At 67.7% G+C, this 19,461-nt stretch carries 20 protein-coding genes, 1 tRNA gene and 1 pseudogene; 16 read left to right on the forward strand and 6 right to left on the reverse strand.

Annotated elements, in window-relative coordinates; genetic code table 11:
• Window position 1: 1 nt before the first annotated feature.
• From HNO80_RS01760 to HNO80_RS01775, 4 genes are read left to right on the forward strand one after another with little or no spacing between them, the layout of a single operon-like run.
• On the forward strand, window positions 2–760 hold the full coding sequence (locus HNO80_RS01760) for a flavodoxin family protein (protein WP_175321152.1): 759 nt from the start codon (window positions 2–4) through the stop codon (window positions 758–760).
• 22 nt (window positions 761–782) lie between these two features.
• Window positions 783–1,865, forward strand: a complete 1,083-nt coding sequence (gene ygfZ / locus HNO80_RS01765) for a CAF17-like 4Fe-4S cluster assembly/insertion protein YgfZ (RefSeq protein ID WP_175321153.1) — start codon at window positions 783–785, stop codon at window positions 1,863–1,865.
• The gene (locus HNO80_RS01770; protein WP_175321154.1) at window positions 1,862–2,278 is read left to right on the forward strand and encodes an ankyrin repeat domain-containing protein; all 417 of its coding nucleotides are present in this window, start codon (window positions 1,862–1,864) and stop codon (window positions 2,276–2,278) included. Before ygfZ ends, HNO80_RS01770 begins: the two co-directional genes overlap by 4 nt.
• Window positions 2,279–2,308: 30 nt before the next feature.
• Entirely contained in the window at window positions 2,309–3,847 is a 1,539-nt protein-coding gene (locus tag HNO80_RS01775) for a DHA2 family efflux MFS transporter permease subunit (RefSeq protein ID WP_175321155.1), read from the forward strand.
• Between the two features lie 35 nt (window positions 3,848–3,882).
• Here HNO80_RS01775 and HNO80_RS01780 read toward each other — a convergent pair whose 3' ends face one another.
• The 5 genes from HNO80_RS01780 to HNO80_RS01800 all read right to left on the reverse strand — a co-directional run bounded on the left by HNO80_RS01780 (window position 3,883) and on the right by HNO80_RS01800 (window position 7,910).
• Entirely contained in the window at window positions 3,883–4,593 is a 711-nt protein-coding gene (locus HNO80_RS01780) for a GNAT family N-acetyltransferase (RefSeq protein WP_175321156.1), read from the reverse strand.
• Between the two features lie 41 nt (window positions 4,594–4,634).
• Window positions 4,635–5,660: a 6-phosphofructokinase gene (locus tag HNO80_RS01785; RefSeq protein ID WP_175321157.1), complete on the reverse strand. Its 1,026-nt coding sequence runs from the start codon at window positions 5,658–5,660 to the stop codon at window positions 4,635–4,637.
• Between the two features lie 176 nt (window positions 5,661–5,836).
• On the reverse strand, window positions 5,837–6,091 hold the full coding sequence (locus tag HNO80_RS01790) for a PspC domain-containing protein (RefSeq protein ID WP_175321158.1): 255 nt from the start codon (window positions 6,089–6,091) through the stop codon (window positions 5,837–5,839).
• 3 nt (window positions 6,092–6,094) lie between these two features.
• On the reverse strand, window positions 6,095–6,364 hold the full coding sequence (locus HNO80_RS01795) for a hypothetical protein (protein ID WP_175321159.1): 270 nt from the start codon (window positions 6,362–6,364) through the stop codon (window positions 6,095–6,097).
• 1 nt (window position 6,365) lies between these two features.
• On the reverse strand, window positions 6,366–7,910 hold the full coding sequence (locus tag HNO80_RS01800; protein WP_175321160.1) for a PspC domain-containing protein: 1,545 nt from the start codon (window positions 7,908–7,910) through the stop codon (window positions 6,366–6,368).
• Window positions 7,911–8,035: 125 nt separating this feature from the next.
• Between HNO80_RS01800 and HNO80_RS01805 the strand changes: the two genes are divergently transcribed.
• Together HNO80_RS01805 and HNO80_RS01810 are read left to right on the forward strand one after the other, a co-directional pair.
• Window positions 8,036–9,394, forward strand: a complete 1,359-nt coding sequence (locus HNO80_RS01805; protein ID WP_175321161.1) for an ATP-binding protein — start codon at window positions 8,036–8,038, stop codon at window positions 9,392–9,394.
• Window positions 9,391–10,080 (forward strand): LuxR C-terminal-related transcriptional regulator, encoded by a 690-nt coding sequence (locus HNO80_RS01810; protein ID WP_175321162.1) that lies wholly within the window; start codon window positions 9,391–9,393, stop codon window positions 10,078–10,080. Before HNO80_RS01805 ends, HNO80_RS01810 begins: the two co-directional genes overlap by 4 nt.
• Before the next feature lie 218 nt (window positions 10,081–10,298).
• Here the strand turns inward: HNO80_RS01810 and HNO80_RS01815 are convergent, their stop codons facing one another.
• On the reverse strand, window positions 10,299–11,516 hold the full coding sequence (locus tag HNO80_RS01815; protein WP_175321163.1) for a pyridoxal phosphate-dependent aminotransferase: 1,218 nt from the start codon (window positions 11,514–11,516) through the stop codon (window positions 10,299–10,301).
• A gap of 287 nt (window positions 11,517–11,803) precedes the next feature.
• Here HNO80_RS01815 and HNO80_RS01820 point away from each other — a divergent pair.
• The 10 genes and pseudogenes from HNO80_RS01820 to HNO80_RS17840 form a co-directional block, all read left to right on the forward strand.
• Window positions 11,804–11,876 (forward strand) — tRNA-Trp (locus tag HNO80_RS01820).
• A gap of 79 nt (window positions 11,877–11,955) precedes the next feature.
• Complete coding sequence (gene secE, locus HNO80_RS01825) at window positions 11,956–12,240, forward strand: preprotein translocase subunit SecE (RefSeq protein ID WP_175321164.1); 285 nt, start codon at window positions 11,956–11,958, stop codon at window positions 12,238–12,240.
• Between the two features lie 112 nt (window positions 12,241–12,352).
• Window positions 12,353–13,150, forward strand: coding sequence for a transcription termination/antitermination protein NusG (gene nusG, locus HNO80_RS01830; protein ID WP_175321165.1), 798 nt, complete (start codon window positions 12,353–12,355; stop codon window positions 13,148–13,150).
• 130 nt (window positions 13,151–13,280) lie between these two features.
• Complete coding sequence (rplK, locus tag HNO80_RS01835) at window positions 13,281–13,712, forward strand: 50S ribosomal protein L11 (protein ID WP_003803853.1); 432 nt, start codon at window positions 13,281–13,283, stop codon at window positions 13,710–13,712.
• A gap of 188 nt (window positions 13,713–13,900) precedes the next feature.
• On the forward strand, window positions 13,901–14,608 hold the full coding sequence (gene rplA, locus HNO80_RS01840) for a 50S ribosomal protein L1 (RefSeq protein WP_138768556.1): 708 nt from the start codon (window positions 13,901–13,903) through the stop codon (window positions 14,606–14,608).
• Window positions 14,609–14,703: 95 nt separating this feature from the next.
• Entirely contained in the window at window positions 14,704–15,816 is a 1,113-nt protein-coding gene (locus HNO80_RS01845; protein ID WP_175321166.1) for a GNAT family N-acetyltransferase, read from the forward strand.
• A gap of 149 nt (window positions 15,817–15,965) precedes the next feature.
• Window positions 15,966–17,084, forward strand: coding sequence for a GNAT family N-acetyltransferase (locus HNO80_RS01850; protein ID WP_175321167.1), 1,119 nt, complete (start codon window positions 15,966–15,968; stop codon window positions 17,082–17,084).
• Between the two features lie 291 nt (window positions 17,085–17,375).
• Entirely contained in the window at window positions 17,376–17,975 is a 600-nt protein-coding gene (gene rplJ / locus HNO80_RS01855) for a 50S ribosomal protein L10 (RefSeq protein ID WP_175321168.1), read from the forward strand.
• Between the two features lie 77 nt (window positions 17,976–18,052).
• Window positions 18,053–18,427, forward strand: coding sequence for a 50S ribosomal protein L7/L12 (rplL, locus tag HNO80_RS01860; RefSeq protein WP_175321169.1), 375 nt, complete (start codon window positions 18,053–18,055; stop codon window positions 18,425–18,427).
• A gap of 251 nt (window positions 18,428–18,678) precedes the next feature.
• A pseudogene (locus tag HNO80_RS17840) lies at window positions 18,679–19,452 on the forward strand (metallophosphoesterase); the annotation flags it as partial.
• Window positions 19,453–19,461 lie beyond the last annotated feature (9 nt).

Genomic DNA, 19,461 nt, shown 5'->3' on the forward strand with positions numbered 1-19,461 from the left:
AGTGAACGACACAGCAAATGGCACCGCAACGGAAACCGCCCCTGACACGGCGGGATCCGGCACGTACAGCGACCTCAAGGCAGTCTTCTTCAACGGCACCCTGAAGAAATCCCCGGAGACGTCCAACACGCAGGGCCTGATCGAGATCAGCCGCAGGATCATGGAGAAGCAGGGCGTCGCCACCAGCGTCATCCGGACGGTGGACCACGACATTGCCAGCGGCGTCTACCCGGACATGCGCGAGCACGGCTGGGCGAGCGACGAATGGCCCGCGCTGTACCCTGCGGTGCAGGAAGCGGACATTGTGGTGGTGGCGGGCCCGATCTGGCTGGGTGACAACTCGTCCCAGACCAAGAAACTGATCGAGCGGCTCTACGCGCACTCCGGCGAGCTGAATTCCAAGGGGCAGTGGGCGTTCTACCCGAAGGTGGGCGGCTGCCTCATCACCGGCAACGAGGACGGCATCAAGCACTGCGCCATGAACGTGCTCTACAGCCTCCAACACATCGGCTTCACCATCCCGCCGCAGGCGGATGCGGGCTGGATCGGTGCGGTGGGTCCGGGGCCGAGCTACCTTGACGAAGGCTCGGGCGGACCGGAAAGTGACTTCACCAACCGCAACACCACCTTCATGACGTGGAACCTGCTGCACCTGGCCCGGATGCTCAAGGATGCCGGCGGCATCCCCGCCTACGGCAACCTGCCCGAAGGCTGGAAAGCCGGCACCCGATTCGACTTCGAAAATCCGGAATACCGCTGAGCGCTGAGGACTTCTACTTCATATGACTACCAAGAGCCCCCTGCTGTCGCGCCCGGGCGCCGTCGAAGCGGCCGGTGCTGATGCCGGCGTCGCCGCCCATTACGGCGAACCGCTGCGCGAGCAGCGCGCGCTGGCTGCCGGCACCGCCGTCGTCGACCTGTCCCAGCGCGGAGTGGTCACGGTGAGCGGGCCGGACCGGTTGAGCTGGCTCAACACCCTGTCCTCGCAGCAGCTCACGGCTCTGGCCCCCGGCCAGTCCACCGAGCTGCTCCTGCTCAGCGTGCAGGGCCGGATCGAGTTCGACGCGCGGGTGCTGGACGACGGAGCGACCACCTGGCTGATCGTGGAGGCGGCCGAGGCCGCGCCGCTGGCCGAATGGCTGACCAGGATGAAATTCATGCTCCGGGTCGAGGTCGCCGACGTCTCGGCGGACTGGGCCGTGCTGGGCGCCACCCGGCCGGTTCCGGAGTGGTCCGGTCTCCATGTTTGGGAAGACCCCTGGCCGCACGTCGGCGCCGGCGGGTACTCCTACGCCGTGGTCGGCGAGGACACCCACCCGGGCCTGGAACGGCCCTGGTTCGAATACCTCGTGCCGGCTGCCGAGCTCGAGGCCACCGTGGCGGAACGCCCGCTGGCCGGCGTCCTGGCCGCCGAGGCGCTGCGCATCGCCGCGTGGCGCCCCCGCTGGGGAGCCGAGACCGACGACAAGACCATCCCGCACGAACTGGACCTGCTGCGCACGGCCGTGCACCTGGCCAAAGGCTGCTACAAGGGACAGGAAACCGTCGCCCGGGTGCACAACCTGGGCCATCCGCCGCGGCGGCTGGTGTTCCTCCAGCTGGACGGCTCGCAGCACACGCTGCCCGCCGTCGGCAGCGAAGTCCGAGCCGGCGAGCGGAAGGTCGGCACGATGACTTCCGTGGCGCAGCACTACGAAATGGGTCCCGTGGCATTGGCGGTCATCAAGCGTTCCGTCGCCCCGGACGAGGTGCTCACCGTGATGGACGGCGAGGAAGCGTACACCGCCGCCCAGGAGCTTATTGTGGCGCCCGACGCCGGGCAGGTCGTGGGACGCCAGACCGGCTTCCTCCGGGGGACCCGGTGAGCGGCGGGCCGGAGGTGACCGCTCCGGAGCCGGCCGCCCCCGACGACGAGACCCTCGCCCTCGCCCACGCGCTGTTCGACGCCGCCCGCGAAGGCAACTCCGCACTGCTCGGCAGCTACCTCGCGGCCGGGGCGCCCGCCACGCTGACCACCGCGGCCGGGGATACCCTGCTGATGCTTGCCGCCTACCATGGCCACGCGGACACCGTCCGGCTGATCCTGGCGCACGGCGGCGACGCCAACACGGCCAACGACCGCGGCCAGACACCGCTCGCCGGGGCCGTGTTCAAGGGCTACCCGGAGGTCGTCCAGGTCCTCGTGGACGCGGGCGCCGACCCCGACGCCGGAAGTCCCTCCGCCCGGGCAGCCGCCCAAATGTTTGCCCGGAACGATATTCTGGCGCTCCTCGGCTGAACCGGCCACCCACGCACCCTAAGGAACCGAATGGAAAACGTAGCGAGGCCGTGGGCCGCCCTCTGGTCTTTGGTGATCGGATTCTTCATGATCCTGATCGACACCACCATCGTCTCGGTGGCCAACCCCCGGATCATGGAGGGCTTGAACGCTGACATCAACTCGGTGATCTGGGTGACCAGCGCCTACCTGCTGGCCTACGCCGTCCCGCTGCTGATCACGGGCCGGCTGGGCGACCGCTTCGGTCCGAAGAAGCTCTACCTGTCCGGGCTGGTGGTCTTCACCCTCGCATCGCTGTGGTGCGGGCTGTCCGGCGACGTGCACACCCTGATCGAGGCCCGGGTGCTGCAGGGCCTCGGGGCCGCGATGATGACGCCGCAGACCATGGCGGTCATCACGCGGATCTTCCCGCCGGACCGCCGCGGCGCCGCCATGGGCATCTGGGGTGCCACGGCCGGCGTTGCCACCCTGGTGGGGCCGATCCTGGGCGGAGTCCTGGTGGACGGCCTGGGCTGGGAGTGGATCTTCTTCATCAACATTCCGGTAGGCATCACCGGCTTTATCCTGGCCGTGCGCTTCGTTCCGGCCCTGAGTACGCACCCGCACAAGTTCGACATCCCCGGCGTGGTGCTCAGCGCCGTCGGCCTGTTCCTGCTGGTGTTCGGGATCCAGGAAGGCGAAACCTACAACTGGGGCACCATCACCGGCCCCATCACCGTCTGGGGCCTGATCATCGGCGGCATCGTGGTCCTCGTCGCCTTCGTGGCCTGGCAGCGGTTCAACAAGGGCGAACCGCTGCTGCCTCTGGGACTGTTCAAGGACCGCAACTTCTCGCTGGCCAACGTGGGCATCACCACCGTGGGCTTCACCGTGACCGCCTTCAGCCTGCCGCTGATCTTCTACTACCAGGTGGTCCGGGGCCTCACCCCGACGCAGTCCGCGCTCATGATGGTTCCGATGGCCGTGATCTCCGGGGGCCTGGCACCGGTCGTGGGCAAGATCATCGACCGGGTCAACCCGAAGTTCATCACGGCCGGCGGCCTGACCCTGATGTCGGTGGCGCTGTTCTGGAACGCCTCGCTGATGCACCCGGAGACCCCCATCTGGCTCTTCCTGCTGCCCAGCGCCGTGCTGGGATTCGCGAACGCCGGCATCTGGGCGCCGCTGAGTTCCACCGCCACCCGGAACCTGCCGCCGCGCCAGGCAGGGGCCGGCTCCGGCGTCTACAACACCACCCGCCAGATCGGTGCGGTCCTGGGCAGCGCTGCCATTGCCGTGCTGATCCAGGCCCGGCTTGCCGCGGAACTCCCGGCAGCCCCGGGGGCGTCGGGGAAGTCGAGCCCGATGGCGTTCGGCGGCAAGCTGCCCGAGGCGCTGCACGAGGGATTCTCGACGGCGATGGGCCAGTCCATCCTGTTGCCCGCGGCGGTGATCCTGCTCGGCGCTGCCGTGGCGCTGTTCTTCGCCAAGCCGCAGCCGCACCAGGGCTGGGGAACCCCCGGCACGGTTCCGGCGGCAGCAACCGGCGGGGCCGCCGTCACGGAGGACGCCGACGCCCAGCGGGGCTAGGGCAACGCGGCCGGGCGCAACCGGACCCGGCCCGGCTAGCCCAGCAGCACGCTGGTCTGGATGCCGCCGGCGGTGAAGCCCAGGCTCCGGGCCAGCGCCAGCGAGCCCTTGTTGCTGACATCGGAGCGCCACTGCAACGTCAGCCCCGAGGCCAGCGCCTCGTGGGCCGCAATCGAGGCGGCCAGGGTGCCGACGCCGCGGCGCCGCCACTCGGGGGCCACCAGCACCCCAAGCTGGGCCAGGATGCCTTCCCACTCGGTGTAGGCGCCGCAGGCCACGGGCGTCCGCCGGCCGTCTTCGACGTGCATGATCGTGAAGCGGTGTTCGAGGTCCGCGAGGCCGACCTCGTTGACATCGTCCGGCGGGCACAGCGCTTCGAGTTCGATCGCTTCCGGGTTCCCGTGGGAGACGGTCAGCTCCTCGGCGGGCTGCTGCAGCGGCAGATCGTCAGCGAAGAACAGTGCGGCGGCACCCAGCCCGTGGCCGCCATGCCCGCGGGTGATAGTCAGCAGCGTGACGTGCTGCGCCAGCTCCTCGTCGGAATACCCAGCCGCGGCGTCGACGGCCCATCCCGGCCCGACCAGGGCGGAGCTGCCAAACAGGCGGACGAACTGCACGGCACGGGCCGCGTCGTCCACCCGGGTGAGGCGGCGGCCCGCGGCGGTGGCGAAAGCGCCGTCGTCGAGCCCCAGCCGGCGGGCCCACGCGAGCTGGATGATTTCAGCGGAACCGGGCGCAAGAGTCATGCCTCAACCCTACCCAGCGGCGACTCCCAGTCGGGAAAGCCTCAGCCGAAGAGGACGGCCGCTTCCTCGTAGCGGTGCTGCGGCACGCTCTTGAGGTTGCCCAGGGCGGCGTCGAAGCCGACGTGGACGATGTCGGTGCCATTCAGCGACACCATGGTTCCCCAGCGCTGCTCCACCACCGAATCGATCGCCGCCATGCCGAGGCGGGTGGCCAGCACCCGGTCGAAGGCCGTGGGGACGCCGCCGCGCTGGATGTGGCCCAGCACCGTGGCCCGGGTCTCGATGCCGGTGCGGGCCTCCAGCTCGGGGGCCAGCAGTTCGGCGATGCCGCCGAGGCGCGGCCGGCCGAAGGTGTCCAGTCCGCGCTCGGAGTGCGGTGACTCCTGGCCTTCGGGGACGAAGCCCTCCGCGACGACGACCAGCGGCGCGCGGCCACGGTCGCGGGCCGAGATGACCCATTCGGTGATCTGTTCCATCGAGGCCTTCTGCTCCGGGATCAGGATGGCGTGGGCGCCGGAGGCCATACCGGCGTGCAGTGCGATCCAGCCGACGTGGCGGCCCATGACCTCGGCGATCATGGTCCGGTGGTGGGATTCCCCGGTGGTGCGCAGGCGGTCGATGGCCTCGGTGGCGATCTCGACGGCGGTGTCGAAGCCGAAGGTGTAGTCGGTGGCGTCGAGGTCGTTGTCGACGGTCTTGGGCACGCCGACGATCTTCAGCCCGGCGTCGGTCAGGCGCTTCGCGGCGGCGAGGGTGCCTTCGCCGCCAATGGCGATGATGGCGTCGATGCCGAGGCGGTCCATGTTCGCCTTGATGACCTCGGGGCCGCCGTTGTTCTCGAACGGGTTGGTGCGGGACGTGCCGAGGATGGTCCCGCCCTGCTTGGCGATGCCGCGGACGAGGGCTCGCGGGATGTCGATGATGTCGCCCTCGACCACGCCGCGCCAGCCGTCCAGGAATCCCACGAATTCGTGGCCGTGCACGGCGATGCCCTTCAGGACGGCGCCGCGGATCACGGCGTTCAGTCCGGGGCAGTCTCCGCCGCTGGTGAGGATTCCAATTTTCATGTCTCGGCTCAAATCCTGGTTCGAAGGGGTACAGGCAGAGCGCCACGCTGAGCTCACCTAGAAGTCTAATCGCGGATGTGGGGCAGCACACAAACGGTGACCAACGCACAGTGCCCCCGCCGGAGTCGGCGGGGGCACTGTGCGTTCGTGGAGGGGGCGGCGGCTGCCGCCCCGGCTCAGGGCCGGCCGGCGCGCTTCTCGAGGAAGGACTCGAGGATGATCGCGTTCCGCTGGTCCGGCAGGATCAGCCAGGCTGCCAGGTAGAACACGAAGGCGGGGCCGGGGATGAGGGCGAAAAGCAGGTACCCGATCCGGACGTACGCGACGTCGACGTTCAGCTTGGCGGCGATCCCGCCGCACACGCCGCCCAGCCAGCGCTGCGGACCGCGTTTCAGGCCAAGGCCCCGGACGATGCTGAAAAACTTATCCATGGTTCAAGACTTCCCTGTCGTAGTGTCTTTGTCACGTCCGCGGGCGGACAGCAATCCGCCGACCACCAGCGCGGCGCCGGCCCCGATCATCAGGCCGATCAGCACATAGGTTCCGTTCAGGGCGACGAGGCCCAGCCGGGAGATGATGATCAGCGCGGCCAGGGCCAGCACGATCAGCCCCCACACCACGGTTCCCACGCGGGCCCGCGGACCGCCGTCGGTCGAGGGCCCGGCCGGCGTTTCCGGCGTGTCCGCCGGGTCATAGCTGCTCATGTCAGTTCCCTTCCTTCACGGTGATGTTGCTCAGGGTCCCCGAGATCTTGACGATCAGGCGGCTGCCGGGTTTGTCCGTGTTGTAGTCGTTCTGCTGGGTCGTCATGCCGCCGTGGTTGCCGCGGCTGTCGCTAAGGTTGCCCATCGTCATGTCCGCCTGGACCTGGACCGGGACGCTGGCGGGGATGGCCACCGTGACATTGCTCGCCGTGGCATCCAGCCGGACCACGACGTCGGAACCCAGCGGCGGGTTCAGGTTCAGCTTGGTCAGGTCCACCGTGCCGGTCCCGCCCGTGATGTCGAAGCCGTCCCGGGCCTGCTCGATGCTCGCCGGGGCCCAGTCGATGTTCTGGAACCGGGCGCGGTCAGCGTTGGGCACCAGGTTGAAGATCCCGCCGATGATCAGTGCCACGACGGCGAAGAACCCCAGGATGCCCGCCGTCCGGCCCCTGAGCCCGGAGACCAGGATCCCCAGACCCAGCACTGCCGCGGCGCTGGCCCACACGACGGCATTGCCCGCGGTGCCGAGATTGATAGCGTGGGCTGCATCGAGGGCCTTGATGCCGCCGCCGACCAGGAGCGCAATGCCGGCGGTCACCGCCACGGCAGAAGCCCCGGGGCCCAGGTTGCGGGGCTTGGGGGCCGGCACCGGGGCGGTCGGCGGCACGGGGCCGTAACCGCCGCCGTAGGGCGGGATAGGGCCGGAGGGGGGCGGTGCCGCCCAGCCGGGGGCAGCTTCGGAGTGGTTCTCCCAGTTCCGCGCCGGGAGTCCTTCCAGCGGGAGGGTCTGGTTGGTGACCGTTGGGGCCGGCCCGGCGCCGCCGTAGGTGCTGCCGTAGGTGTCGGCGCCTGCCGCACTCCAGCCGGCGCCGCCCGGCCGCGATCCTGGGGACATGGGGGTTCCCCCGGCCCGGGCCTTGTTGCGCTGCGTCAGGTAGTAAATGACGTAGATGGCGCCGCCCACCCAGAACACGGTCCAGACAAAGGCGCCGAAACCGTAGCGATCCCAGCCCCAGACGCCGCTGCCGAGGCTGGGGAACCCGATGATGGTGGTGATCAGGGCGCCCGTCATGCCCGAGCTCCAGCGGCCCGCGGCCGCCTCCTGGACATGGATCCGGCCGTCCGGCTCCGGCAGCAGCGCCCACGCCAGACCGTAGAACAGGACGCCGACGCCGGCGAACACGGTCAGAACGATCAAGATGCCGCGCACGATCAAGGGGTCGACGCCGAGCCGCTGGGCAATGCCGCTGGCGACGCCGCCGACCCAGCGCTGGCGGCCGCGGAAGATCCCGTGGCTGCGGATCCAGTCAAAGAAGTCTTGCGGCTGCGCGCCCGGGGCCCGCGGGGCGCCGGTGTACGGCGGAGGGGTGGCCCCGGGGCCGGACGGGTACGGGCCGCCCGGAGGGTAAAGGGGCGGCGCCTCCTGGGCTGGTTCGCCGGCCGCCGCAGTGGTGTCGGCGGGGCCGCCGTAAGTGGCGTCCGGAGTGCTATCCGGACGGCCCGAAGCGTTCGGGTCCTCATCTGGGTGCGGAGTGTGCGGGTTCATACCTCGATCCTCCCGCCCACGGGGGCTTGCGCTCTACTGGGGAAGACCCTGACCGGCCCCTGACCGGCCCCCGGTTCGGCCCGAAAACGGCTCCGGGAAACCCCGGTTCGTGCTTGGATTGACCCATGACAACAGCCGCTTCCCGCCCGCCGCTGGTCCGCAGCAGCGACCGCGTGATCGCCGGCGTCTGCGCGGGCCTGGCCCATCACCTGGGCTGGCCGGTGCGGATGGTCCGGATCGGCATGGTGGTGGCGGCGCTCGCGGGCGGCGCCGGCGTCGCGTTCTATGCCTGGCTCTGGATCATGGTGCCCACCGCGGACGAAAGCTCTAAGCGCAACGCCCGTCAGCCGGCGTCGCCAATCGCTCCCGCGGTGAGCGCGCCGGCGGTAGGCGGTCCAGCGGTAGGCGGGGGGAGCGGCGTCGGCGTAGATGCCAGCGCCTGGGCCGGCTCCTGGCGGACGCGGTTCCCGGGCATGCCGTACGGCAAGGAAATCCTGCTCGGCGCCGGGCTGCTGCTGGCGGCCGGCATCCTGATCGCCCGGCTCTTTGGCCTGGACGTGCCGCTGGGCACACTGATCCCGGTTGCCGCGATCCTGGGCGGCGCCGCCATCGCCTGGATGCAGCTGGATGAAACGCGGCGGGCCGGCCTCGTGGACAAGACAAAAGCTGACCAGGCCGGCGGCTGGGCACGGCTCGCGGCCGGGCTCGCCCTGGTGGTGGCCGGGGTGCTGCTGATGGTTTCCGGCTCGGGCTCCTGGGAGCAGACCTGGCTCGCCCTGCTGGCCTCCGTGGCCGTCCTGGGCGGCGTGGCGCTGGTGTTGCTGCCCTGGGGGCTGAAGTTCTGGCGCGATCTGGAAGCCGAGCGCACCGGCCGGGTCCGTGCCACCGAACGGGCCGAGATCGCCGCCCACCTGCACGACTCCGTGCTCCAAACTCTGGCGCTCATCCAGCGGCGCGCCGCCAACGAGCACGACGTCGTCCGCCTCGCCCGCGCCCAGGAACGGGAGCTGCGGGGCTGGCTCTACCGTGACCCCGGGCCGGACTCGGGCCAGCTCTCCGCCGGACTCAAGGCTGTCGCCGCGGACGTGGAGGACTCCCTGGGGCACGCCGTGGAAGTCGTGACCGTGGGGGACTGCGCCATGACCGAACGCCTCGAGGCCCTGGTCCAGGCAGCGCGCGAGGCCATGCTCAACGCGGCCCGGCACGGCGGCGGCGCCGTCTCGGTGTACCTGGAGGTCACCGATGACGCCGCCGAGGTCTTCGTCAAGGACCGGGGGCCGGGGTTTGATCCGGGCTCGATCCCTGCCGACCGCCTGGGCGTCCGGGAATCCATCATCGGCCGGATGCGGCGCCACGGAGGCACCGCCGCCATCGCCAGCAGCGCCGACGGCACCGAGGTGCGGCTCCGGTTGCCGCTCGCTGCCACCGCCAACAACACCGCCGCCAGCAACGGCACCCGAACCAACGGAGAGGACCAGCCATGAGCACCCAGCCCCTGGCCAGCAGCGGGGCCGGGACCCCTCACGGGGCCACGCGCGTGGTGATCGTCGATGACCACGCCATCTTCCGCTCCGGGCTGAAGGCCGACCTGGATCCCGGCATCCTGGTGGTCGGCGAGGCGGGCACCGTGGAAGAAGCCGTCGCCGTCATCGCCGAGGCGCGCCCCGACGTCGTGCTGCTGGACGTCCACCTCCCCGGCGGACTGGGCGGCGGCGGACGCGAGGTCCTGGCCGGCTCCGCGGCGCTGCTGGGCAGCACCAGGTTCCTTGCGCTAAGCGTTTCGGATGCCGCCGAGGACGTCGTCTCCGTGATCCGCGCCGGGGCACGGGGCTACGTCACCAAGAGCATTTCAGGGGCGGGGATCAGCGACGCGGTGCGCCGCGTGGCGGGCGGCGACGCCGTCTTCTCACCCCGGCTGGCGGGCTTTGTCCTCGACGCCTTCGGCACCGCCCCGGCGGACATCGCCGACGACGAACTGGACCGGCTGTCGGCCCGCGAACTTGAGGTGATGCGGCTGATCGCGCGGGGCTACAGCTACAAGGAAGTGGCCAAGGAGCTGTTCATCTCGATCAAGACAGTCGAAACCCACGTCTCGGCGGTGCTGCGAAAACTCCAGCTCTCCAGCCGGCACGAGCTGACCCGCTGGGCCGCGGAGCGCCGCCTCCTCTAGCCCTCCCTCACGTCTGGGGGTCTGCCACCCGACGCTCCCGCAGTTCCGGCGGCCGGACGGCAGACGCTCCCGCAGTTCGGGCGGTTACGACGAACGCTCCCGTAGTAAGTGCGGAAGCGTTCGTGGGACTCGGGCAGGACCTGCGGGAGCGTCGGCGTCCCACCCGCTAAAGGGGAGGGAACGTCGGTGTTTGAGCTGCGAAATCTGAGAGAGGGCCGCTACTTGGCCTTGCCGAGGAAGTCTTGGAGTCGGCCGACGCCGGTGGCGAGGTCCTCGTCGCCCAGTGCGTAGGACAAGCGCAGGTAGCCGGACGGGCCAAAGGCCTCGCCGGGCACCACAGCGACTTCCACCTCGTCAAGGATCAGCGCGGCGAGTTCGGCCGACGTCGAGGGCCGAACCGGGCCGTTCGCGGTGGGGAACTCCTTGCCCAGCAGCGCCCGGACGTCGGCGTAGACGTAGAAGGCACCCTTGGGTGTGGGGCAGTCCACGCCCTCGATCGCGTTGAGCCCGGCCACGATGGCCTTCCGGCGGCGGTCAAAGGCCACCTTCATCTCATCAACCGCGGTGAGCGGGCCGGAAACGGCCGCGAGGGCAGCGATCTGCATGATGTTGGAAACGTTGGAGGTGGCATGCGACTGCAGGTTGGTGGCGGCCTTGATGACGTCGGCCGGGCCGATCATCCAGCCCACCCGCCAGCCGGTCATAGCGTAGGTCTTGGCGACGCCGTTGAGGATGACCACCTTGTCGCCGAGTTCGGGGACGGCCGTGGCGATCGAGGTGAAGGGCACGCCGTCGTATGTCAGGTGCTCGTAGATCTCGTCGGTGACCACCCAGAGGCCCCTGGCGGCGGCCCACTGGCCGATCTCCTTGACCTGTTCCGGCGAGTAGACGGCGCCCGTCGGGTTGGACGGGGAGACGAAGAGCAGGATCTTGGTGCGGTCCGTGACGGCCGCTTCCAGCTGTTCAACGGTCACCAGGTAGCCCTGTTCCGGGCCGGCGAAGACCTCCACCGGAACGCCGCCGGCCAGCCGGATCGCCTCCGGGTAGGTGGTCCAGAACGGCGCAGGCACGATCACTTCGTCGCCCGGATCCAGCAGGGTGGCGAAGGTGTTGTACACCGCCTGCTTGCCGCCGTTGGTGACGAGCACCTGGGACGCCTCGGCCTTGTAGCCGGAATCCCGGAGGGTCTTGTCCGCGATGGCCTGCTTCAGTTCAGGCAGGCCGCCGGCGGGGGAGTAGCGGTGGTACTTCGGCCGGCTCGCGGCCTCGATGGCTGCCTGGACGATGTAGCCGGGAGTCGGGAAATCGGGTTCGCCGGCGCCGAAGCCGATCACAGGCCGGCCGGCCGCCTTCAACGCCTTCGCCTTGGCATCGACAGCCAGTGTGGCGGATTCGGCTATGGCGGAAATGCGCTGGGAAATGCGGGCGGCAGGCATTGCGGGTCCGTTCTTCGCGTTCAGCTCGTGGCTGGATGTGGGATTCGACGAAATCTACTCTATGCTGTTCAGCGGATCCTCCGGGGTGCCGGGTATGAATGTGACCCAGAGCGGGAATGCGACTTCAGGGTCCGCCGTTTCCGCAGGCAGCCAGGGGTCCGGAGGGAGCCGGTTCGACGTGGACGCAGTTGTTGCGTAGACTGGTTCTCCGGTGTTGAAAACACGATGATGGCTTGCGCCTCAGGGAAGCCTGCGGAAATGCGCGGTCTGACCGGTTTTCGATCCATAGGGTAGTGGCGCAATTGGTAGCGCAGCGGTCTCCAAAACCGCAGGTTGCAGGTTCGAGTCCTGTCTGCCCTGCGCAAGCTGTTCCGGGGTTTACCGGAACCAGCGCAGCAACCATGGTTCAGTTCAGAGCCGGGTATCCGACATCGCGAGGATGAGTGAGGATCAGGTGACCGAAACAGCTGCCAGCAGCTCCAAAGGCCGCCCCGCCAAGAATGCCCCCAAGGCAGGATTCTTCGCTCGGATTGCACTCTTCATCCGCCAGGTCATCGGCGAACTGAAGAAAGTCGTTGCGCCCACCCGCAAGGAACTGATCAACTACACGCTCGTGGTGCTGGTGTTCGTGGTCATCATGATGGTGATCGTCACCCTGCTGGACCTGGCCTTCGGGACCGGAGTGAGCTGGGTCTTCGGCGGAACAGGCGCCACGGACCGCTAAGGCGACCGGTCCGCAGACTGCGTGGACCTCCGGGAAACCGGAGCTTCCGCGGGGTGTGCGGAATTGAGTCATTTAAATAGGCATGTTAGGCAATGAGGAAGCAGGAGACCAAGTGTCTGAGCAGGAGCTCGAGGTAACTGAGACTGAGCTGGATAAGAGCCAGGACGCCGCGGCGGAAGCCACGGAAGAGTCCGAGGCTGTGTCTGCTGCGCCCGAATCCGACGCCGCCGATGAGACTGCTGACGAGGCCGTAGCTGCCGAGGAGACCGGGACCGGCGACGCCCTCGCGGCTGCCGCCGCCGCGGCCGAGGTCGACCCCGCCGACGAATTCAAGGCCAAGCTGCGCCGCCAGGAGGGTGACTGGTACGTCATCCACTCCTACGCCGGCTACGAAAACCGCGTTAAGGCAAACCTTGAGACCCGCATCCAGACCCTGGACATGGAAGATTACATCTTCGAAATCCAGGTCCCGATGGAGGAAGTCGTTGAGATCAAGAACGCTCAGCGCAAGGTCATCAACCGCGTCCGCATCCCCGGCTACGTGCTGGTCCGCATGGACCTGACCGACGCCTCATGGGGCGCCGTCCGCCACACCCCCGGCGTCACCGGCTTCGTGGGCAACGCCCACAACCCCGTGCCGCTGCGCCTCGACGAGGTCTTCTCCATGCTCGCCCCGGTCTTCGAAGAAGAGCAGGCCGAGAAGGGCAAGCCGGTCAAGCACGCTGCCGCCGCGGTCGACGTCGACTTCGAGGTCGGCGAATCGGTTATCGTCAAGGAAGGTCCCTTCGAGACCCTTCCCGCCACGATCTCCGAGATCAAGGTGGATTCGCAGACCCTCGTGGTGCTGGTTTCCATCTTTGAGCGCGAGACCCCGGTCACGCTGGCGTTCAACCAGGTCAGCAAGATCTAGCAACACCGACAGAATTCGCCCCGGGCTGCCCGCTTAGCAGCCTTGGAGCGGCAGGCCGCCTCGCCATGGCGGCCAACAACCTGAGGCACGCTCCTGTGTCCCAGGACGTAATTGAGAGAAGGACCCTACATTGGCTCCCAAGAAGAAGGTCACCGGCCTCATCAAGCTGCAGATCCAGGCAGGTGCCGCTAACCCGGCCCCGCCGATCGGTCCTGCGCTTGGCCAGCACGGTGTCAACATCATGGAATTCTGCAAGGCGTACAACGCTGCGACGGAAGCCCAGCGCGGCAACGTTATTCCGGTTGAAATCACCGTCTACGAAGACCGTTCGTTCACGTTCATCACCAAGACCCCGCCGGCTGCAGAGCTCATCAAGAAGGCTGCAGGCGTCGCCAAGGGTTCGGCTACCCCGCACACCGTCAAGGTTGCGAAGCTGACCCAGGCCCAGGTCAACGAGATCGCCTCCACCAAGATGGAAGACCTCAACGCCACCAGCCTGGAAGGCGCCGCGAAGATCATCGCCGGCACCGCCCGCTCCATGGGTATCACCGTCGAGGGTTAATTCCCCACCGCTGATGCGGCTCCGGGTTCGGGAAACCGAGACCGACGCCGGGCAGCACAGCCGGGCGACCGGCACCACCTAAACATTGAAATGTCGGGAACCCGGAACGGATCAACCGTTCGGAATTCCGACTGTGGCAGGGCCCAGCGCGGTCCGCAGACCACAACTGCACAAGGAGAATAAGCAGCATGGCAAAGCGCAGCAAAGCATATGAGGCAGCCGCCGCCAAGATCGACGCGGAGAAGTTCTACGCGCCGTTCGAGGCAGTGACCCTCGCCAAGGACACCAACCCGTCCAAGTTCGACGCCACCGTTGAGGTCGCGTTCCGCCTGGGTGTCGACCCCCGCAAGGCCGACCAGATGGTCCGCGGCACCGTCAACCTGCCGCACGGCACCGGCAAGGTCGCCCGCGTCCTCGTCTTCGCCACTGGCGACAAGGCTGAGGCCGCGATCGCAGCCGGCGCCGACTTCGTCGGTTCCGACGACCTGATCGAGAAGATCGCCGGCGGCTGGACCGACTTCGACGCCGCCGTCGCCACCCCTGACCTCATGGGCAAGGTTGGCCGCCTCGGTAAGGTCCTCGGCCCGCGTAACCTGATGCCGAACCCGAAGACCGGCACCGTGACCGCTGACGTCACCAAGGCTGTCAACGACATCAAGGGCGGCAAGATCGACTTCCGCGTCGACAAGCACTCGAACCTGCACTTCATCATCGGCAAGGTTTCCTTCGACGCCATCAAGCTGGCCGAGAACTACGCTGCCGCTCTGGAAGAGGTCCTTCGCCTCAAGCCGTCCGCTTCCAAGGGCCGCTACATCCAGAAGGCCACCGTCGCCACGACGTTCGGCCCGGGCATCTCGGTTGACCCCAACGTCACCAAGGTTCTGACCGAGGTCTAATCCCCTCTCGGCTTGCCGTTGTAAGCACTGAAAAGACCGTCCCGCATCCGCGGGGCGGTCTTTTCTGCATTCCGGACCCCGGTTAGGCTGTTTCGGTGACTCCAGCGACGTACCTCATCGAACCCCTGATCCTTCCGGAATCCGTCGACGCGCCGGACGCCGCGGATTTTCACGAATTCGGCCGGCTCTGTGACGCGCTGACCCTTGAGACCTGGGGAAGCCTGGACCGGGCGACGGCGCCCCGGGCGCGGCTGCGCTTTTGGCGCGACAACGCCTACACCCGGATGCGGATCTTCTTCGTCCGCGTTGAGGGCCGGATGGTGGCGAAGTCCTGGATCCGCTTCGAGCAACAGGAGAACCTCGGCCGCGCACTCCTGCACGTCGCCGTGCTCAGGGCGCACGGAGGCCGCGGGATCGGCCGGGCGCTGCTGGAGCACGCGGAGGAGTTGGCCGCCGCTGAGGGCCGCAGCGTGCTGATGAGTTTCACGGAACACCCGGCGGACTTCGACGCCAACGGCCCGGACATGATCGCCCCGCTGACCGGAACCGGCGCACTGCCGACCGCGGCCCGCGGCGTCCGTTTCGCCGTGGCGGCAGGCTACCAACTCGAACAGGTGGAGCGGTTCAGCAGCCTGGATCTCGCTGCTGCGGCGCCGGCGCTGGACGGCTTGGAGCGGGACGCGCGGACCAAGGCCGCCGGGTACGAGCTGCTGACTTGGACGGACCGCTGCCCGGACGAATACGTGGCGCAGCTTGCCGTGCTGATGTCACGGATGAGCACGGACGCGCCCACGGGAGGCCTCAGCTTTGACGAGGAAATCTGGGACGTTGCACGCGTCCGGCACGTGGAGGACACCTGGAAGCAGGCCGGCAATGTCTCGCTCGTGGCTGCGGCCTGGCACCGAGAGAGCGGCGAGCTGGCGGCGTACTCCGTGCTCGAACTGGCGCCCAGCAAGCCGTGGCTCGCCGAGCAGGACGACACCCTGGTGGCCGCCAACCACCGCGGCCACCGCCTGGGCATGCTGGTCAAGATCGCCAACCTCCGCCGTCTGGCCGACTTCCCGGAGGTCGAACGCGTCACCACCTTCAACGCCGCCGAAAACGACCACATGCTGGCCATCAACGTGGCCCTCGGCTTCCGTCCGGCCGGCTGGGACGGGGAATGGCAACGGTCCGTCACGGCCGGGACTGCAACGGCGTCCCAGTGACCACCGGCTGCGTTCCGGCCGTCCGCAAACTTCCCGGTGCCGGCCATGGAATGCGGACCCAAACGGGCATATGCTGACGCTTGAAAGCCCGGCGCGGGCCGGGCAGCGCATGAGGCGGTAGAGCATTGGGCGGCAGGATGGCTGGGAACATGCCCGCTAAGGCACAAGAGGTACGGGTCGAGCAGCTCTGGATCCCGGATTCGCTGGACGGACCGGATGCAGCGGACTTCCTTGCCGCCGTCGAAGTGGGGCGGAAGGTCCGGATGCAGACCTGGGGGAGCGATGACCTGGCCTACGCGCCGCTGGAGAAGCTGCTGGAGATGGCGGACCCCTATGAACGCCAGGTGATCCTGGTGGCCAAGTTCGGCAACCAGATCGTCGGAACCGTGGACATTGCCCTGCCGCTCGCGGACAACCTGGACCTGGCCGAATTCACCCTCGACATCCTGCCGGAGTTCCAGGGCCGCGGCGTCGGGCGGCAGTTGCTGGAAGCCGCGGAGCACCTGGCACGGGAGGAGGGTAGGCGCACCATCCTGATCGACACGAACCACCCCGGCGCGACGCTCGCCGACAGCAAGGCGGGGCAGCTGATTCCCGGGACCGGTATGGGGTTCGTGCCACTGAACAGCCGGGAGGTGGAATTCGCCCAGCACACCGGCTACACCCTGCAGCACATCGAACAGTTCAGCTCCTGCGCCCTTCCGCTGGACAGCAAACTGGCCGCCGAGCTCCAGGCCGAGGCGGAAGAAGCCAACGCCGGACGATACCGGCTGCACCACTGGACGGACCGCTGCCCGGAGCAGTGGCTCGAGGCCGTCGCCGCGCTGGAGAACGAGGCCGGGGAGGACGGTATCCCCGGCGCCGACGACGGGGCCCTGGTGTTCGACGGCGGCATCCTCCGTGAGGCGGAGGACGTCGCCATCGCGCAGGGACGCCGGACGGTGGTCACCGCCGTCGAGCACATCGCCAGCGGAACGCTGGTGGGGCTGACGACCATCAGCGTCCTGGCCCTGCGCCCCGACGTCGTTTTCCAGGACGACACCGTCGTGCTGCGCGAGCACCGCGGCAACAAGCTGGGACTGCTGATCAAGGTGGCGAACATGGAAAGGCTGACAGAGCAGTTCCCGGACGCGCGTGTGCTCTACACCTGGAACGCTCCGGAAAACCGCTACCTCCTCACCGTCAACCAGCAGCTCGGGTTCACCACCGCGGGCGTCACGGGCATCTGGCAAAAGGAGCTGCCGGACCTCCGGCCCAGTGTCAGCTGAGCCGATTTGGAGCACACGGTGCCCTTCCCGTAAGCTAATGGGACCAAAGACCGTCGGTTGTTGGAAATCCACTCTCCCAAGCAAGGCTCAATTCTGCAGCTGCGCCGGGAGGGCCAGTGGATCTCCAGACGAAGGACCCTGACATAGGGCGGCCGGCGCAGGTGAACGAAGCAAAGCTCCGCGGCATGACCGCGTTGAGCCAAGCCCCGTGCATCTGCGCGGGGCGTTTTTAGTTTTAGCTCATCTGAGCGGGGACCCGGACAAACCGGCACTATCCCCGGAAGGAGGGTTATGGCAACGCCTAGCAAGGTTTCAGCAGTAGCTGAGATCACTAACGATTTCAAGGAATCGAACGCCGCTGTCCTGACCGAATACCGTGGGCTCACCGTTGCACAGCTCAAGCAGCTGCGTGTTTCTCTCGGCCAGGAAACCAAGTTCTCGGTCGTCAAGAACACCCTGACCGCAATTGCAGCCAAGGAAGCTGGTGTCGAAGCATTCGACGGTCAGCTCGCCGGCCCCACTGCAATCGCGTTCATCAAGGGTGACGCAGTTGCCGCTGCCAAGAGCCTGACGGATTTTGCCAAGGCCAACAAGCAGCTGGTTATCAAGACCGGTTACTTCGAAGGCAAGGCACTGAACGCCAGCGAAGTTGCTGCCCTGGCAGCACTCGAGTCCCGTGAGCTGCAGCTCGCCAAGGTTGCAGGCGTCCTCAAGGCTCCTGCTGCCGCTGCTGCACGCATCATCGACGCACTGCGCCTCAAGCTTGAAGAAGAGAACGGTGCACCGGCAGCTGCCGAAGCGCCCGCCGCTGAAGAAGCAGAAGCCCCCGCAGCCGAGGCTACCGCCGAAGCCGCAGCTCCGGCCGAAGCCGCAGCTGCCGAAGAGAACTAACTCTCTCTTTCAAACCAGACTCCGGTGCGAAGGCACGGCCCCGGCCGCCAAGCACCACTATAGGAAGGACGCCAACCATGGCGAAGCTCACCAACGAAGAGCTCATTGAAGCTTTCAAGGAACTGACCATCATCGAGCTCTCCGAGTTCGTCAAGCTCTTCGAAGAGACCTTCGAAGTTACCGCTGCTGCGGTTGCTGTTGCTGGCCCCGCCGGCGGCGCCGCTGAAGAGGTTGAAGAGAAGACCGACTTCGACGTCATCCTCGAAGCTGCTGGCGACAAGAAGATCGCAGTGATCAAGGAAGTTCGCGCCATCACCTCCCTCGGCCTCAAGGAAGCCAAGGACCTGGTCGACGGTGCACCGAAGGCTGTTCTCGAAGGCGCCACCAAGGAAGCCGCAGAGAAGGCCAAGGCTCAGCTCGAAGAGGCCGGCGCAACGGTTACCCTCAAGTAACTTGCCCTGCCCGGGACGCTCGACGATTTCGAACGCCCCAGTCTTTCCGGGAAACCCCGTCCACTTCGGTGGGCGGGGTTTCCTGCGTTCCGGGCTGGAAGCGCCGCGGGTGAACCTTGTGTAAATGATTGTGGGCTCTCCTTTTCAGGAGAGTGCGGGGCCCCTAGACTTTGGCTTTGTGCCGACCGGCCGCCAAACCCTGAGGAGTCCACCCCATGACCGATCCGAATCCTTCGTTCTCCCGCCGGGCCATGCTCACCGCGGCCTTCGTCGGCGGCAGCGCTGCCGCTGCCGCCCTCTCCGGCGCCCCGGCGGCCCAGGCCGCGCCGGCCCGCGGGAAGAAGCAGTTCCAGCTGACCGTGCTCGGCACCACCGACCTGCACAACAACGTCTTCAACTGGGACTACTTCAAGGACGTGCCCTACTCGGACAACGGAGGAAACAAGATCGGCATCGCGCAGGCCGCCACCCTGATCAAGGCGGTGCGGGCCGAGCGCGGCGCCGGCAACACCCTCACCATCGACTCCGGCGACACGATCCAGGGCACGCCCCTGGCCTACTACTTCGCCAAGGTCAACCCCATCTCCGAGACCGTCAAGCACCCCATGGCGCTGGCCATGAACGCCGTGGGCTACGACGCCGTCGCGCTCGGCAACCACGAATTCAACTATGGCATCCCGCTGCTGCGGACCTGGGAGAAGCAGCTGGATTTCCCGCTGCTCGGCGCGAACGTGCACGACGCCGTCACCGGCCAGCGCGCTTTCACCCCGTACATCCTCAAGCGCGTCAAGACCGAGAGTGGCTGGCTGACCGTGGGCCTCGTCGGCTTCGTGACCCCCGGCTGCGCGCTCTGGGACCGCGACAACGTCCAGGGCAAGCTCGACTTCAACGGGATCGTCGAGGAGGCCAAGACCGTAATCCCGCAGATGAAGGCGGCCGGAGCCGACGTCGTCATCGTCTCCAGCCACTCGGGCGCGACGCCGGGTTCTTCCTACGGCGATGCGCTGCCGTTCCCCGAGAATGCCTCCACCCAG

It is taken from the genome of Arthrobacter sp. C9C5, from assembly GCF_013359735.1.
GTDB lineage: Bacteria > Actinomycetota > Actinomycetes > Actinomycetales > Micrococcaceae > Arthrobacter.